This is a genomic window from Exiguobacterium sp. s141 (genome assembly GCF_018618085.1).
Lineage (GTDB): Bacteria > Bacillota > Bacilli > Exiguobacteriales > Exiguobacteriaceae > Exiguobacterium > Exiguobacterium mexicanum_A.
The window spans coordinates 287,536-302,939 of sequence record NZ_JACSLJ010000003.1 but is presented as its reverse complement, the minus strand read 5'-3'; the positions used below and the strand labels follow the sequence as shown (position 1 = coordinate 302,939).

13 protein-coding genes are annotated in these 15,404 nt (G+C 48.4%); 5 read left to right on the top strand and 8 right to left on the bottom strand.

Translation table 11 applies throughout. The annotated features are described in order from the left end of the window. Positions 1-220: 220 nt before the first annotated feature. The 7 genes from KNP74_RS09970 to dnaA all read right to left on the bottom strand — a co-directional run bounded on the left by KNP74_RS09970 (position 221) and on the right by dnaA (position 10,030). Positions 221-1,210: an HD-GYP domain-containing protein gene (locus KNP74_RS09970; RefSeq protein WP_138858550.1), complete on the bottom strand. Its 990-nt coding sequence runs from the start codon at positions 1,208-1,210 to the stop codon at positions 221-223. 62 nt (positions 1,211-1,272) lie between these two features. Beyond that, the gene (gene gyrA, locus KNP74_RS09965; RefSeq protein ID WP_214764167.1) at positions 1,273-3,843 is read right to left on the bottom strand and encodes a DNA gyrase subunit A; all 2,571 of its coding nucleotides are present in this window, start codon (positions 3,841-3,843) and stop codon (positions 1,273-1,275) included. 22 nt (positions 3,844-3,865) lie between these two features. Beyond that, positions 3,866-5,794 carry a DNA topoisomerase (ATP-hydrolyzing) subunit B gene (gene gyrB / locus KNP74_RS09960; RefSeq protein WP_034780293.1) on the bottom strand — a complete coding sequence of 643 codons (1,929 nt, stop codon included), beginning with the start codon at positions 5,792-5,794 and terminating at the stop codon, positions 3,866-3,868. Positions 5,795-5,848: 54 nt separating this feature from the next. Further along, entirely contained in the window at positions 5,849-6,967 is a 1,119-nt protein-coding gene (gene recF, locus KNP74_RS09955; RefSeq protein WP_214764165.1) for a DNA replication/repair protein RecF, read from the bottom strand. A gap of 1 nt (position 6,968) precedes the next feature. Further along, positions 6,969-7,184 (bottom strand): S4 domain-containing protein YaaA, encoded by a 216-nt coding sequence (gene yaaA / locus KNP74_RS09950; RefSeq protein ID WP_034780295.1) that lies wholly within the window; start codon positions 7,182-7,184, stop codon positions 6,969-6,971. 135 nt (positions 7,185-7,319) lie between these two features. Beyond that, positions 7,320-8,459 (bottom strand): DNA polymerase III subunit beta, encoded by a 1,140-nt coding sequence (gene dnaN, locus KNP74_RS09945; RefSeq protein ID WP_034780296.1) that lies wholly within the window; start codon positions 8,457-8,459, stop codon positions 7,320-7,322. A gap of 197 nt (positions 8,460-8,656) precedes the next feature. Next, complete coding sequence (dnaA, locus tag KNP74_RS09940; protein WP_021067847.1) at positions 8,657-10,030, bottom strand: chromosomal replication initiator protein DnaA; 1,374 nt, start codon at positions 10,028-10,030, stop codon at positions 8,657-8,659. Positions 10,031-10,801: 771 nt separating this feature from the next. On the opposite strand from dnaA, the gene rpmH reads away from it, so the two are divergent. From rpmH to KNP74_RS09920, 4 genes are all read left to right on the top strand, one after another. Next, complete coding sequence (gene rpmH, locus KNP74_RS09935; protein ID WP_015880216.1) at positions 10,802-10,936, top strand: 50S ribosomal protein L34; 135 nt, start codon at positions 10,802-10,804, stop codon at positions 10,934-10,936. A gap of 167 nt (positions 10,937-11,103) precedes the next feature. Next, positions 11,104-11,457 carry a ribonuclease P protein component gene (rnpA, locus tag KNP74_RS09930; protein WP_034780297.1) on the top strand — a complete coding sequence of 118 codons (354 nt, stop codon included), beginning with the start codon at positions 11,104-11,106 and terminating at the stop codon, positions 11,455-11,457. Between the two features lie 102 nt (positions 11,458-11,559). Beyond that, complete coding sequence (yidC, locus tag KNP74_RS09925) at positions 11,560-12,420, top strand: membrane protein insertase YidC (protein WP_034780298.1); 861 nt, start codon at positions 11,560-11,562, stop codon at positions 12,418-12,420. A gap of 121 nt (positions 12,421-12,541) precedes the next feature. Next, the gene (locus KNP74_RS09920; protein WP_128123804.1) at positions 12,542-13,084 is read left to right on the top strand and encodes an HdeD family acid-resistance protein; all 543 of its coding nucleotides are present in this window, start codon (positions 12,542-12,544) and stop codon (positions 13,082-13,084) included. A gap of 16 nt (positions 13,085-13,100) precedes the next feature. Here the strand turns inward: KNP74_RS09920 and KNP74_RS09915 are convergent, their stop codons facing one another. Beyond that, on the bottom strand, positions 13,101-13,853 hold the full coding sequence (locus KNP74_RS09915) for a nucleotidyltransferase domain-containing protein (protein ID WP_138860249.1): 753 nt from the start codon (positions 13,851-13,853) through the stop codon (positions 13,101-13,103). Between the two features lie 170 nt (positions 13,854-14,023). Here KNP74_RS09915 and mnmE point away from each other — a divergent pair, with 170 nt between their 5' ends. Further along, positions 14,024-15,403, top strand: coding sequence for a tRNA uridine-5-carboxymethylaminomethyl(34) synthesis GTPase MnmE (gene mnmE, locus KNP74_RS09910; protein WP_214764164.1), 1,380 nt, complete (start codon positions 14,024-14,026; stop codon positions 15,401-15,403). Position 15,404 lies beyond the last annotated feature (1 nt).

The following is a 15,404-nucleotide window of genomic DNA, read 5'->3' as shown; positions in this document are numbered from 1 at the left end:
GATATAGCTCTTTAAAAATGACGAAGCTTGCGCTTCATTCAAAAATTGTAAAACATTTTTGCCTCATCGTTCAGTTTTCAAAGTTCGTCTGCCGCTCTTAGCGACTCATTAATAATAGCACCTGCTCTACTATTCGTCAACTATAAAAGTAAAATATTTTGAAAGAATAAAAACGTGGTGTGTTTTCGGTCGCCACTATATAGAAGAAACACACCACAGATCATTGGAATGCAATGATTCGAACTTCATCTAAACGAGTCAAATCGTACATTTCTTGCGTCGGTTCAGATATGACAATCGGTTGTTCGACGTTCGGTGTATAGTTACGGATTGTACCTCGAACCCCACTACTCAACAACACAGTTCGACCGACTTCATAAAATCCAAGCAATGTCGCCAAAAGGGTAAGTGCTTCCCCATCGTAAGCTTCATTTTGCCACATATAGAAATATGCCTCTTCCGGTGTCAAAGCGTCTCGAAACGTGCGTGGGGCTGTCAACTGACAAAATCGATCTGCCACAATGAACAGCGGCGAGGCCGGATGGAGCGACCGCTCCTCGAGACGATTCGGAAAGCCAGAACCATTAAGACGCTCATGGTGTTCCGCAACCAACTTACTGACGCGCTGGCGCAGCGTCTGATCTTGAGGCAACATCGCCATCGATACGAGTGGATGTTGATACAATAACTCTCGTTCCATTTTTGTGAAATAACGCATATGCGACCATTTTCGAATTTTTGCGTAGCTGGCGTCTGCAAAATACGAGGCGATGCCGTAGTCGAACTGGAGTCGATGTTCATCCCCCCGATACTTGGACAAGGTCCTTGCAACGAGTGCGCGATAAATCGCATGATGAATGACGTGATTTTTTCGAAGTGGTTGTTTCGTGAAAAATGTAACGATAGCTGATAATGGATAATCACGACGAAACAATTGATGGATAAACTCTAAGGCTTCATAGGGATTCGGAGCAATCCGTTCCTCCCATTGATTATAGTGACGTTCATATTGGAGGATCTTCTCACACAAATCGCGTTCTTCTTCTTGCGTGAAGCGACGACGTTCCACAGGAGCAACTTCAATCGTCTCCACTTTTAAAAACCGAAGCAAGCGTAAATGTTCATTCGTCAGTCTAATGCCAGCCTCTAATGAAGAGACCGATGTTTTTAGGACCATCCCTACGTGAACGTTTGAAATAGCGAGTCGCATGCTCATCCCTCCTAATCGTATGAAAACAGGTCGAACGGAAGCTCCGTTCGACCTGTTTCGCCTTATTCGGTCACTTCAGACGATAGGTCGGTTTCTGGTGCTTCACCATCAAATCCATTCTCCATCTCATCTGCTGATTCCTCTTCTAGCTCATCTTTTTTCAATTTTGCGATGGTCGCTAAGCGATCGCCGTCCTCGATGTTCATGACTTTCACACCGCGCGTACTGCGACCCATTTGTGAAATCGTCTGTGCGTCAATTCGAATGGCGACACCGAGCTCGGTCATGAGCATGATATCGTCGTCCTCATCCACGACTCGCATACCGACGACGGTGCCGCGGTCGGTCTTGATTCCGATGATTCCAGAACCACCTCGACCTTGCGTACGGAATTGCTCCATTGCGGTACGTTTTCCGTAACCTTTTTCCGTGATGATCAATACGTCTTGTGTCGGTCGTACGATTTCCATCGAGACAACTTGATCATCGTCCTTTTTCAATCGGATGGCACGAACGCCGCGAGCTGTACGGCCCATCGAACGCACTTCCCCTTCAAGTGGGAAACGAATCGACATCCCTTCACGCGTCACAATCAACATTTCGTCGTCGCTCTTCGCGAGACGAACGGTGACGAGTTCATCGGTGTCATTCAAACTGATGGCACGAAGTCCATTTTTATTGATGCGGGCATACGCCGAGAGCGGTGAACGTTTAACGAGTCCTTGTTTCGTAATGAATACGAGCGACAATTGCTCATCCGCCACTTCCGCTTCCGAGTCTTCAGTGCCATCCTCGACGATGGCCTTGTCCGCCAAGTAACTCTGGAAATCGACCGGAATCATCGTTTCGACTTTCTCTCCTTTATCGACTTGGAGCAAGTTGATAATCGGCATCCCTTTCGCTGTACGACTCATCTCAGGAATCTCATAGCCTTTCAAGCGGAAGACACGGCCGAAATTCGTAAAGAAGAGAATCGTATCATGCGTAGATGCAGACAAAAGACGTAACACGAGGTCTTCATCGTTCGTGCCCATTCCTTGTTTCCCTCGTCCACCACGGCGTTGCGTACGATATGAGTCACTCGGGATCGACTTGATGTATCCTTCACTCGTAAGTGTGATCATCATGTCACGGACCGGAATCAAATCTTCATCTTCGAGTTCGATGATGTCCGTACGGATTACCGTCCGACGTGGATCGCCGTAACGCTCTTTGATTTCTGTCAACTCGTTGCGGATGATTTGGAGCAAGAGCTCTTCGTCCCCTAAAATGGCACGAAGTTCTTCGATCAAGGCACGAATCTCACGATACTCGCCTTCGATTTTCTCACGCTCAAGTCCAGTCAAACGTTGAAGACGCATGTCGAGAATCGCTTGTGTCTGTTCAGTCGACAATCCAAAACGAGCGATCAACTTCTCGCGAGCCTCGTCACCGGTCCGTGTACTACGGATGATGGCGATGACTTCGTCCAAATGATCGAGTGCCACGCGCAATCCTTCAAGGATGTGCGCACGTGCCTCAGCCTTGTCGAGGTCGAATTGTGTCCGACGACGAACGACTTCTTTTTGGTGCTCGATATAGTAATAAATCGCCTGCTTCAAGTTGAGTGTCTTCGGTCGACCGCCGACGAGGGCGAGCATGTTGACACCAAACGTCGTTTGCATCGGCGTTTGTTTATACAAGTTGTTCAAAATGACGCTGGCATTCGCATCGCGGCGTACTTCAATGACGACACGCATCCCGTTACGGTCTGATTCGTCACGAAGGTCGGTGATGCCTTCGATTTTCTTGTCGCGTACCAAATCGGCAATCTTTTCGACGAGGCGCGCTTTGTTCACTTGATACGGGATTTCATGAACGAGAATGCGCTCACGGCCATTTTTTAATACTTCGATTTCAGCTTTGGCACGCATCGTGATCGATCCACGACCCGTCTCATAGGCGCGGCGAATTCCGCTACGTCCTAAAATCTCACCAGCTGTCGGGAAATCAGGACCAGGAATATGCTGCATCAACTCAGAAATCGTGATATCCGGATTATGCGTCAATGCAAGTACCCCATCAATCACTTCGTTCAAGTTATGCGGCGGTACGTTCGTGGCCATCCCGACTGCAATCCCGCTCGTTCCATTAACCAAGAAGTTCGGGAACCGGGCAGGCATGACGACCGGTTCTTTTTCTTCCCCGTCAAAGTTCGGTTGGTAATCGATTGTATTCTTCCCGATATCACGGACGAGTTCCATCGCAATTTTCGACATCCGCGCTTCTGTGTAACGCATCGCTGCCGCCGAGTCACCGTCGACAGAACCAAAGTTTCCGTGGCCATCTACGAGTTCGTAACGGTAACTAAAGTCTTGTGCCATCCGAACCATCGTCTCGTAAACGGCAGAGTCACCGTGTGGGTGATACTTACCGATAACGTCACCGACCACACGGGCCGATTTCTTATGGGGCTTGTCAGCACGAATTCCAAGTTCGTTCATCGCATAAAGAATGCGGCGGTGAACCGGCTTCAAACCGTCTCGTACATCTGGGAGGGCACGTGACACGATTACGCTCATCGCATAGTCCATGAACGAGGTGCGCATCTCTTGGCTAATATTTATATCCTTGATATTTTCTTGTTCTGCCATTCGTTATTGCCTACCCTTCTTTTTAAATATCGAGGTTTTTCACGTAATGCGCATGTGATTGGATGAAGTCACGTCGCGGCTCGACATTGTCACCCATGAGTGTTTCAAAGATCTCATCCGCCTCAATGGCGTCTTGAAGGTCGACACGAAGCATCGAGCGTGTCTCTGGATTCATCGTCGTGCTCCACAGCTGTTCAGGGTCCATCTCACCGAGACCTTTGTAACGCTGTACACTGTAACGAGCATTTTCTGGAAGCTGTTTAATCGCTTCTTGCAGTTCCCGTTCATTTTGGACGTAGGTGACGTCTTTTCCGTGCTTCAAGCCGTAAAGTGGCGGTTGCGCGATATACACATAGCCGCTTTCAACGAGCGGACGCATGTAACGGTAGAAGAACGTCAAGAGCAGTGTCCGAATGTGGGCTCCATCGACGTCGGCATCGGTCATGATAATCAATTTATGGTACCGCGCCTTCGCGAGATCGAACTCTTCCGCGATCCCAGTCCCGAGCGCCGTAATAATTGTACGAACTTCTTGGTTGGCTAAAATCTTATCGAGTCTCGCTTTTTCGACGTTGATGATTTTACCTCGAATCGGCAAGATTGCTTGGAAGTGACGATCGCGACCTGATTTTGCAGAGCCACCGGCCGAGTCACCCTCGACGATGTACAATTCAGACTTCGATGCATCTTTCGATGAACAGTCTGCTAGTTTCCCAGGCAATGAACTGACTTCGAGGATTCCTTTTCGGCGAGTCATTTCGCGAGCACGTTTCGCTGCAAGACGAGCACGTGCCGCCATTAAACCTTTGTCGACAATCAATCGTCCGACAGACGGGTTCTCAAGCAAGAACTGCTCAAACGTGTCTGTGAAGAGCGAGTCTGTCGCTGTACGAGCGTCAGCGTTGCCGAGCTTTGTCTTCGTTTGACCCTCGAACTGTGGCGATGGGTGTTTGACCGAGACAATCGCCGTCAATCCTTCACGTACGTCATCCCCTGACAAGCTACCATCGGCTTCTTTCATGAGACCGAAGCGTTTTGCATAGTCGTTGATCGAACGAGTCAGTGCCGTTTTGAACCCTGTCTCGTGCGTTCCGCCCTCGTGGGTCGGGATGTTGTTCGTGAATGAATAGATGTTGCTCGCAAATCCTTCGTTGTACTGAAGCGCGATCTCAACTTCAATCCCATCCTTCGTGCCATGTACATAGACAGGCTCATCGTGGATTGAGGCTTTTGAGCGGTTCAAGTGTTCAACGTATGACTTGATTCCGCCCTCGTAATGATAGTTGCGTTCAATCGTCTCATCACTGCGCTCGTCTTTTGCGACGATGCGAAGCCCTTTGTTCAGGAAGGCAAGTTCGCGCAGACGTGTGGCGAGTAAATCAAAGTCGTATTCGAGCGTCTCCTCAAAGATATCTCCGTCCGGGAAGAAACGGACAGTCGTACCCGTCGTATCAGTCGTACCAACAATTTCGAGTTCTCCTTGTGGAACACCGCGTTTGAATGATTGGTAGTAGACGTTGCCGTTACGGCGAACGAACACTTCAAGTTTCGTCGACAAGGCGTTAACGACCGAGGCCCCGACGCCGTGCAAACCGCCTGAGACTTTATATCCGCCACCACCGAATTTACCTCCGGCGTGAAGGACCGTGAAAATGACTTCAACGGCTGGACGTCCCGTTTTCTTTTGAACATCGACCGGGATGCCTCGCCCGTTGTCTTCAACGACGACTGAGTTACCCGGCTCGACCGTGACCGTAATCGTGTCACAGTGTCCCGCGAGTGCTTCGTCAATCGAGTTATCGACGATTTCCCATACTAAGTGATGGAGTCCTCGTGAGCTCGTCGAACCGATATACATCCCCGGGCGTTTGCGAACAGCTTCTAACCCTTCAAGTACTTGAATCTGATCGGCACCATAATCTTGCATTTGTTTTTCGTTTTCGTTACTCATCGGTTTCATTCACCTACTATACATGAATTGGTGTTCATATGGATTGGTCTTACTTCATACAGATTCTGTTTCAACTTCGCCCTGTTTCACGTGAAACACCTTTGCTTGTTGAATCGTTTCGTGAGCGATCCCATCAATATTGGTTGTCGTGATAATCGTTTGGACTTTTTGGCCCATCGTATCGAGCAGATGGGTTTGGCGATGGTCGTCTAATTCAGATAACACGTCATCTAACAAGAGCAGCGGATATTCCCCGACCTCTTCGTGAATCAGTTCAATCTCCGCTAGCTTTAAAGACAAAGCCGCTGTGCGCTGCTGACCTTGCGAACCGAACGTTTGGACATTGCGATTGTTGACGTACAACTCAAAATCATCTCGATGCGGACCAAATAACGTCACACCTCGTCTTCGTTCGTTCTCTCCTATTTTATCAAACTTTCGACGATACGTTTCAAACATCGCATCTTTTGGGTAACGTTCTTTTTGGAATGTATCCGATACGTACTGAATCGTCAGTGTCTCCAAGTTTCGCGTGATGCCGGCGTGAATCGGCCCGGCCCATTTTTCGAGTTGATCGATGAAATGATGGCGCCGTGAAACGATTTTCACCGCAAGTTCAATCATTTGATCGGTGAGTACCTCGAGCAGTGTCTCATCCCCGCCTTTGATTGAGAGCTGTTTCAACAGGGCGTTTCGTTGCTTTAGCGTCTTCAAGTACTGGTTTAATTCATGTAGATAAACAGGACTCACTTGCCCGATCTCCATATCTAAAAACCGACGTCGTCCTTGCGGGCTCCCTTTGACGATGGCGAGGTCTTCTGGTGCGAACAGTACGACGTTGAAGGCCCCGACGTAGTCGCTGAGACGACGTTGTTCGAGATGGTTCAATTTCGCTTTTTTCCCTTTCGGTGAAAACGTGAGCGATTGGACCGTCTCACCGGTCCGTTTATGAATCCGCCCTTCGACCATCGCAGCATCCGCTTCCCAGCCGATCAGTTCACGGTCTTGCGTCGTCCGATGTGACTTCGCGAGCGCAAGTACGTAAATCGATTCGAGTAGATTCGTTTTCCCTTGGGCATTTTCCCCGATGAGAACGTTCGTCTGTTCTGAAAAATCTAGCTCGAGGGTTTCGTAGTTGCGGTAGTTTTGCAATCGGATCGACTTTAAGTGCACGTTAGTTCCCCTCGATTTGGAAGTCTCCGAAGCCTTCGACTTCGATCGTATCCCCATCCCGTAGTTTCCGTCCGCGACGTTGATCGACCTCGCCGTTCACTTTGATCTGAACGTCCTCTAAAAAGAACTTCGCTTGGCCTCCGCTTGAAATAATATCAGCCAACTTCAAAAATTGTCCGAGTGTTACATACTCGGTTGTAATCGACACTTTTTGCATGTCGTCACTTCCTTTCTTTCATACTTAGTACAAAAAATCGCCATACTTATTAGTTTATCGAAAAACGTCGAATAAGGCAAAAACGGGGATGATAAGGTGAAACACCTCATCATCCCCGAATCCGCTCCGTCAGATTTAAGACGTACGGACTGGCAAAATCAACTGAAGGACGCTATCCTGTTCGACCGGACGCAAGATGAACGGTCGCATCGAACCCGTAAACTGGATTTCGATTTCTGAAGCATCAAGCGCACGGAGTGCATCCATCACAAATTTAGAGTTAAATGAAATTTTTAACTCTTCTCCTTCAAGCGACAGGATGCTGACGCGTTCTGACACTTTCCCGACTTCTGGAGAGTGGGACGAAACTTCAACCGTCGTCGCTTCTTCCGCGACAAATTTAATGACGTTGTTGCGATCGGCCCGGGCGAGCAGCGAGGCTCGGTCAATTGCCTGCAAGAAATCTTTAGCGTTCAAACGGACCGCTGTCCGGTATTCTTCCGGAATCAAACGTGATGTGTCCGGGTACGCCCCGTCTAAGAGACGTGAGAAGAACGAGATGTTTTTCATTCGGAATAAAATTTGTTGATCCGTCAAAACAATCTCGACTGGCAATTCTTCGCGGTCGAGCAATTTAGCGAGCTCGTTCAATGAGCGGCCCGGTACGACAACGTTTTGGAACGTCAAATCGTTGTCGGTCTCGAACCGTGCCCGACGGAGGGCTAAACGGTGGCTATCCGTGGCGACACAAGTCAAAAATCCTTTTTCAGCTGAGAAGTTAACCCCTGTAAGAACGGGACGTGTCTCTTGAGCTGATACAGCGAAGCTCGTCTGGCGGATGATTGTCTTCAACAAATCAGCCGGCAAGTAAAAACGACGCTCGCTTGAAAGCTCAGGAAGACGTGGGTATTCATCTGGGTCGAGTCCGTTCAAGTGGAATTCGGCTTGTCCTGACTCAATCCGCGTCATAAAGTTTGGAGACACTTCAAGTGTCACTTCATTCGTCGGCAACTTTTTAACAATTTCGCCAAGGAAGCGTGCATTGAGCACGACGCTGCCTGCTCGTTGGATTTGAATGAGTTCGATTCCGCCTTCTTCAATCGGGATTAAGCGTTCGATTGAAATCTCGGTATCACTTCCTGTGAGTGTCAACCCATCGGCATGAGCCTCAAGCTTTAAACCTGTGAGGATTGGAATCGTCGTTCTAGAAGCAACGGCCTTCGATACGTCTTGTACGGCTTGCATGAATACATCTCGCTGAATCGTTAAGTGCATGTGGATAATTCCTCCTAAGTGAACTGAGTCATATAGTTTAATAATAATAGTATTATTTAAGTCATAATAGTAATAAGGGCTGTGGATACTGGGGATAAGTCACTTGAACCACTCGTACTAAGCCATTCTGCCTGTGAATAACATGTGGATAACTATGTGGGTTTATCCACAGGATATCCACAGCGAAACACAAGACGTTAGGACAAAGCCTTCTTTAGTGTCTGAATCGTCTCTTGCATCTCTGGATCATGCTTGAGTAACGTACTAATTTTCTCATGAGCGTGGATAACTGTCGTGTGATCACGTCCGCCGAACTCTTCTCCTATCTTAGGAAGCGAGCTTTCCGTCATCTCACGGGACAAGTACATCGCGATTTGACGAGGGAATGCTAGCGTCTTCGTCCGTTTCTTCGCTTTCAGCTCGTCTACTTCAATATTAAAGTGACGACCGACAATCTCTTGAATGTCACGAATGACGATCTTCTTCGCTTCTTGGACCGGCATGATATTGTGCAACGCTTCGGCAGCGACATCCGGATCAATCGGACGACCGACGAGTTTGGCGTAGGCGACGACGCGCGTCAACGCCCCTTCGAGCTCACGAATGTTCGTGTCGATTTGATTGGCGATGTACAGCATGACGTCGTTCGCGATATCAAGCCCTTCTGCTGTCGCTTTCTTACGTAAGATGGCAATCCGCGTTTCGAGGTCAGGCGGTGTGATATCTGTGATAAGACCCCATTCGAACCGTGAACGAAGACGATCTTCGAGCGTCGGGATCTCTTTAGGCGGTCGGTCGCTAGAAATCACAATCTGTTTTTGGTCGTTATGAAGCGCATTGAACGTATGGAAGAACTCTTCCTGCGTCTGCTCTTTACCGGCCAAGAACTGAATGTCATCAATCAAGAGGACATCGATGTTCCGATAACGGTTACGGAACTCTTCGGTCTTATTGTCACGAATCGAGTTGATGAACTCATTTGTGAACTTTTCAGATGATACGTAAGCAATTCGTGCGCCAGGCTTTTGCCCTTTCACGTAATGCCCAATCGCATGCATCAAATGTGTCTTGCCGAGTCCGACTCCCCCATAAATGAAGAGCGGGTTATAGGCGCGGGCCGGAGCTTCTGCCACGGCGAGCGAGGCGGCATGGGCAAACCGGTTTCCGGAGCCGATGACAAATGTCTCGAAAATGTATTTGTCATTCAGTTGTCCGAGGTTCCCTTCCTCTTTTGGCAGTACTGGAAGCGGCTGTTCTTTCATTTCTGTGGCAGCAATCGTTTCTTTCGATCCATCCGCAGGTGCATACTTGTGTGCTTGCGACTCCTCGATAAAATGAATCTCAAGCTTGTTGTTTGTCACTTCTTCAATCGTATCTTGTAACAATGACAAGTACTGACGTTCAAGCCAAGTCACAATGAAACTGGCTGGCGCGGATACGACGAGCGTCGTCCCCATCAACGAAATTCCTTCTGTTGATTTCAACCACATATCAAAGCTGGCTTTTGGCGTTCGTTCCTCTTCTTCAATCAGAGATAAAACATTTCTCCAAATCTCGCGAGCATTCTTCAATGAAAGACCTCCTTTACTCACATGTTGGCGAAACTTATTCACATGATATACACATTCACTATTCTATAGTAGATACTAGGGTTATCCCCAGAGAACAAAAACTGTGGATAACGTTATCCACATGGTGTTGATGTTGGGGATAACAGTTATCCACAGCCTGTGTATATCTTGGAATTGCTAAAAGTTCATCCACAAGTTTGTGCACATTCAGTTTATCAAAATAAAATAGACGTGGCAACGGTTTTTGATATTTATCCACAGACGACCAAAAGAATCCACAGGCAGTTATCCACATGCTGTGTACAGTGTGGATAAACTGTGGATATGTTGTGGATAATTGTTAGTAAGCAAAGTTGTGGTCAGAAAAGTTATACACAAAAGAGGAAGAAGGAATGTAGAAGAATATTTTTTTAAAAGAAGAAAATGAAAAATTAAAAAACGGCATGCTTAATTTGTTGAAAAAGAAGGAGTTATTCACATATAAGTGTGGATAACTCTTGGGATATGTGGATAAAATGGCTTAAGACAGCTGTTTGTAAAAAAGTCACTGTAAGATTGTTAATTCTCGATGTTACTTAACGCTTCCGTTTCTTCTAAATCGTGCCATCCAGAGATCGTCTCCCCCTCCCTTGGCAATTGATTTCGCCCTAATGGAAAACCTAACGAAAATTCATTGACAATCTGGGGAACTGTTTATATAATCTTAAAGACTGCCTTAAATGAAACTATAACTTGCTAATAGAGCGTTAACCTTGAGGAGGTGCTTTAACCATGAAACCAACTTTCAATCCTAACAACCGTAAGCGTAAGAAAGTCCACGGATTCCGTGCTCGCATGGCGACTAAAAACGGCCGCAACATTCTTGCAGCTCGCCGTCGTAAAGGCCGCAAAGCCTTGACTGTCTAATAAAGATCATGAGATTGCCCGAGGATTTTTCCTTGGGCAATCTTTTTTTATATCGTCACAGAAGTCACACAAACGGACGGAAAAAGCTGATTCGCCCTCGTTGAAACGAATGGGATATGGTATGATGTTAGTTGACGATTTTTGAAGTGAAGGATGGAGTGAGAATTTTGAAAAAAGAATACCGCCTGCAAAAGAATGAAGAGTTCCAAGCGGTGTTTCGTGAAGGACGCTCCGTGGCCAATCGTCAGTTTGTCGTCTACACGCAAAAAGCGGATCAAGCGCACTTCCGGGTCGGACTTTCGGTCAGTAAAAAGCTTGGAAATGCCGTGGAACGAAACCGGATGAAACGATTGATGCGTGAATCACTTCGCTTGCTCGAACCAAACGTGGCTCCGCACAATTACGTCATCATTGCGCGCAAACCTGCGACGTCCCTTACACAAGATGAAGTGACGGAAAGCTTGAAACACGTCTTTAAACGGGCTAAAGTTTGGAAGCAGAGACAAGTCGATCGATCGTAACAATCCGAGCTCGTTCTTTCATATATAACGCGAACTAATTAGGATTGACCGATAGACGTGTGATGAAACAAAAGAATCGATAAAGAAAGCGTAGGAGGAACTATGAGCAAAAAGCTAAAATTAGGATTGTTGGCCGTCATGACCGGCGTCATCATGTTGATGGCTGGTTGTGTCGACCCATCGACGATCCAAGGAGAGCCGATCACGGCTGAGACGGAAGGCTTCTGGTCGAAATACTTTGTTTGGCCATTGGCATGGTTGTTGAAAGAAGCGGCTTACTTAATCGGTGGGACGTGGCAGTACGGATACTCGATCATCGTTGCGACGATTATCGTTCGTCTCTTGATTTTACCGCTTATGATCAAGCAGACGAAGAGCATGGGTGCGATGCAAGTGTTGCAACCGGAAATGCTCAAGCTTCGTGAGAAGTACAGCTCGAAAGACCAAGAGACGCAACGCAAGCTTCAAGAAGAAATGATGAAGATGTATCAAGAGTATCAAATCAACCCGCTCGCGGGCTGCTTGCCAATCTTGATTCAAATGCCGATCCTCTTCGCGTTCTACGATGCGATCCGTCGGACACCTGAAATCTTTGAAGCGCAGTTCCTTTGGTTCGACCTCGGGGCACCAGATCCGACGTTCATCTTGCCGATTCTCGCGGCAATCTTGACGTTTGCACAGCAAAAAATTTCAATGGCGGGCCAAGAACAAAACCCACAATTGAAAATGATGCTCTACATCTTCCCGGTGATGATCTTCGTCATGTCGATCACCCTTCCGGCTGCCCTCTCGATGTACTGGGTCGTCGGTTACATCATCTCGATCATCGTGACGATGGCAATCATGCTCCCGATGCGTGAGAAGATGAAAGTCCAAGCTGAAGCGAAGATTGCGGCGAAAGAAGCAGAACGTGCCGCGCTTGCTGAAGAAGAGAAGAAGACGAAAAAGAAAAAACGTAAATAAATCCTAAGGCTGTGGATAATCAATCCACAGCCTTTTTTTGTCGCTTCGGATGGATAAGGGCCGAATACGGGAATAAAGGAAGAAGTGGTCTACTTCGTTACATCGGAAAGGGGTCTTTCAAATGGAGACGCTTATCAAACGGTTGGAACGGTCGACATTCATTCAGGCAGCACTTTATGTCATCATCGGTTTACTCATCATCTTATATCCACGTTTCTTTTTTGATGCGATTGTCTATGTGGTCGCGGCTTATTTTGCCATCATCGGTCTAATCGCCATCGTTCAAGGGTTGCGCCACAAACGAAACGGCCTCCCACCCGGCTTTTTTATGGGAATCATCTATCTATTGATCGCCTTGATCGTCTTTTTCTTCGCCGAGACGTTAGCGAGCCTGCTTCCAATCTTCATCGGTGCCCTCTTCTTGTTCGGGGGGATCATCCGGTTGATTCAAGCCGTCGGATTTCGCCGGACGATCGCCAATCGGTGGATGTACTTCATGCTGAGCAGTCTATTGTGGATTGGGATTGGCCTGCTCATGTTGGCGAACCCGTTCGATAGCCTGCTCGTCTTGTTCCAATTGTTCGGCGGTTTTCTCATCGTCGTCGGGGTGATCGAATGGGTGCTCTATTTCACGCTCCGCTCGTCGAGACGTCAGCAAGCATAAACGAAAGCCGCTCACATCAGGAGCGGCTTTTTTCACGGGTGACGAGTCGGTCCAAAAACGGACGAATCACTTCGAACGCAACGGTCGTCTCGAAGAAGGGACGCTCGGCTTCGAGACGGGAGATATACCAGCGAGCGGCTGTCGCATGATGGTCGGGTGTCAACGCTTCATAAAAGGTCCGGATTTCAATCCGCTGCCGGGCGGCCACGTCTTTCAACCCGAGCGCGGCCCGTTCAGGTTCATAGTGAGCGGCAAGTGCGTAAGCGAAATGACTCATGCCTTGCCGGAGCATCTCGACGGCCCAGACATCGTTGCCGCGGTCACGGGCTTTCGTATATTGGAAAAAGAACCAAATCGCATCAAACACGTGTCCGCTCAAATTTTCAACAGATAAAGTGAGCGAACTCGGGTGATGTTGCAGTCGGTGTTCCGGATCGTACAGCACCGTAATTGTGTCTTGATGGTTCAACGTGTCCGCCGTCACCGTGAAGAAGTCGAGATGCAAGAAATCATCATAGACGACGATCAGTTGCGGGGCCACGATATCGATTTCGTCCTCGAGCAGGATCGGGCGATATGTGGCCAGATGGTCGCGGCGGCGCGGCAAGAACTCATTCAGGCTGTCAGGGGCGACCATGACGTACAAGTCGACATCGGAATGTTCGTCCGCTTCACCACGTCCGAACGATCCTTTCAAGAAAATGGCCTGCACATCCGTGTCGGAGATGAGGCTGTCGGTCAATGTGGCGATGGCATCTTGCTGTCGCATTTCATCACGTCCTCCATGGAAATATATTCCTTTATTGTACTAAAGTAATTCCTTGAAATGCAACCGTTGCTCGAGAGGTCGGACTCTTTCGTTCGAGACAAATATCGTGTATAGTAGGTGCGTTATGCATAAGATAGAGGAAGTAGTAAGAAGTATGGGAGGGAAAGATGATGCTAGAGTTTGACACGATTACGGCGATTTCGACGCCGATGGGTGAAGGGGCAATCGGAATCGTCCGCTTGTCCGGTGACCGCGCCGTCGAGACGGTGGGCCGTGTGTTTTCTGGAAAAGATTTGACGAAAGTGGAGTCACATACGATCCATTACGGAAAATTGAAACGTCCTGGCACGGACGAGGTCGTCGATGAAGTCATGGTGAGCATCATGCGCGCACCGAAGACGTTCACGCGAGAAGACGTCGTCGAAATCAATTGCCACGGAGGAATCGTCGCGGTCAATCGTGTCCTCGAACTGATTCTTGAACAACCGGACATCCGCTTGGCAGAACCGGGCGAGTTCACGAAACGCGCCTTTTTAAATGGACGCATCGATTTGTCGCAAGCAGAAGCCGTCATGGATTTGATTCGTGCCAAAACGGATCGGGCCATGAACGTCGCCATGTCACAAATGGAAGGACGTTTGTCGCGGCTCGTCCGCGAGTTGCGTCAATTGTTGCTTGAGACGATTGCGGCGGTCGAAGTCAATATCGACTATCCGGAATACGACGCCGAAGAGATGACCCAGGCCATCGTCGAAGATAAGGCGGGCGAAGTGAAGCGTGTGCTCGAGCAACTGCTTGAGACGGCGCGACAAGGGAAAATCTTGCGGGAAGGTCTCGCGACAGCGATTATCGGTCGGCCGAACGTCGGCAAGTCATCGCTCATGAACACGCTCGTTCAAGAGACGAAAGCGATTGTCACGGAAATCGCCGGCACGACGCGCGATACGATTGAAGAGTATGTGAACGTCAAAGGCGTTCCGCTCAAATTGATTGATACGGCAGGGATTCGCGAGACGCAAGACATCGTCGAGCGGATCGGTGTCGAGAAATCGCGCAAGGCGCTCACGGGCGCGGACTTGATTTTGCTCGTCTTGAACGGGCACGAAGGTCTGACTATCGAGGATGAGGCCTTGTTTGAGGCGATTGCTGGTATGAATGCGATCATCATCATCAATAAGACGGACTTGCCACAAAGTATGGATTCTTCTAAGCTGGAGAAACTAGCGGCAGGTCGCCCGATCGTGGCGACGTCTCTCTTATTAGAAGAGGGAATCGACGCATTGGAGAAGGCGATCTCGAACTTGTTCTTCGCTAAAGGCGTCGAATCACAGGATATGACATATATCTCGAACGCACGACACATTCAACTCATCAAACGGACGATCGAACAAATCGATGAGGCGCTCGGAAGTGCCGTCATGAATTTGCCGATCGATATGGTCCAAATCGATTTACGACGGGCGTGGGACACGCTCGGCGAGATCAACGGGGACACCGTTCAAGAAAGTTTGATTGATCAACTCTTTTCACAGTTTTGTCTTGGGAAATAAT

Coding starts and splice junctions, on each gene's coding strand:
- KNP74_RS09970 (WP_138858550.1), bottom strand. CDS start 1,210: ATGCGACTCGCTATTTCAAACGTTCACGTAGGGATGGTCCTAAAAACA.
- gyrA (WP_214764167.1), bottom strand. CDS start 3,843: ATGGCAGAACAAGAAAATATCAAGGATATAAATATTAGCCAAGAGATG.
- gyrB (WP_034780293.1), bottom strand. CDS start 5,794: ATGAGTAACGAAAACGAAAAACAAATGCAAGATTATGGTGCCGATCAG.
- yaaA (WP_034780295.1), bottom strand. CDS start 7,184: ATGCAAAAAGTGTCGATTACAACCGAGTATGTAACACTCGGACAATTT.
- dnaN (WP_034780296.1), bottom strand. CDS start 8,459: ATGCACTTAACGATTCAGCGAGATGTATTCATGCAAGCCGTACAAGAC.
- rpmH (WP_015880216.1), top strand. CDS start 10,802: ATGAAACCAACTTTCAATCCTAACAACCGTAAGCGTAAGAAAGTCCAC.
- yidC (WP_034780298.1), top strand. CDS start 11,560: ATGAGCAAAAAGCTAAAATTAGGATTGTTGGCCGTCATGACCGGCGTC.
- KNP74_RS09920 (WP_128123804.1), top strand. CDS start 12,542: ATGGAGACGCTTATCAAACGGTTGGAACGGTCGACATTCATTCAGGCA.
- KNP74_RS09915 (WP_138860249.1), bottom strand. CDS start 13,853: ATGCGACAGCAAGATGCCATCGCCACATTGACCGACAGCCTCATCTCC.
- mnmE (WP_214764164.1), top strand. CDS start 14,024: ATGCTAGAGTTTGACACGATTACGGCGATTTCGACGCCGATGGGTGAA.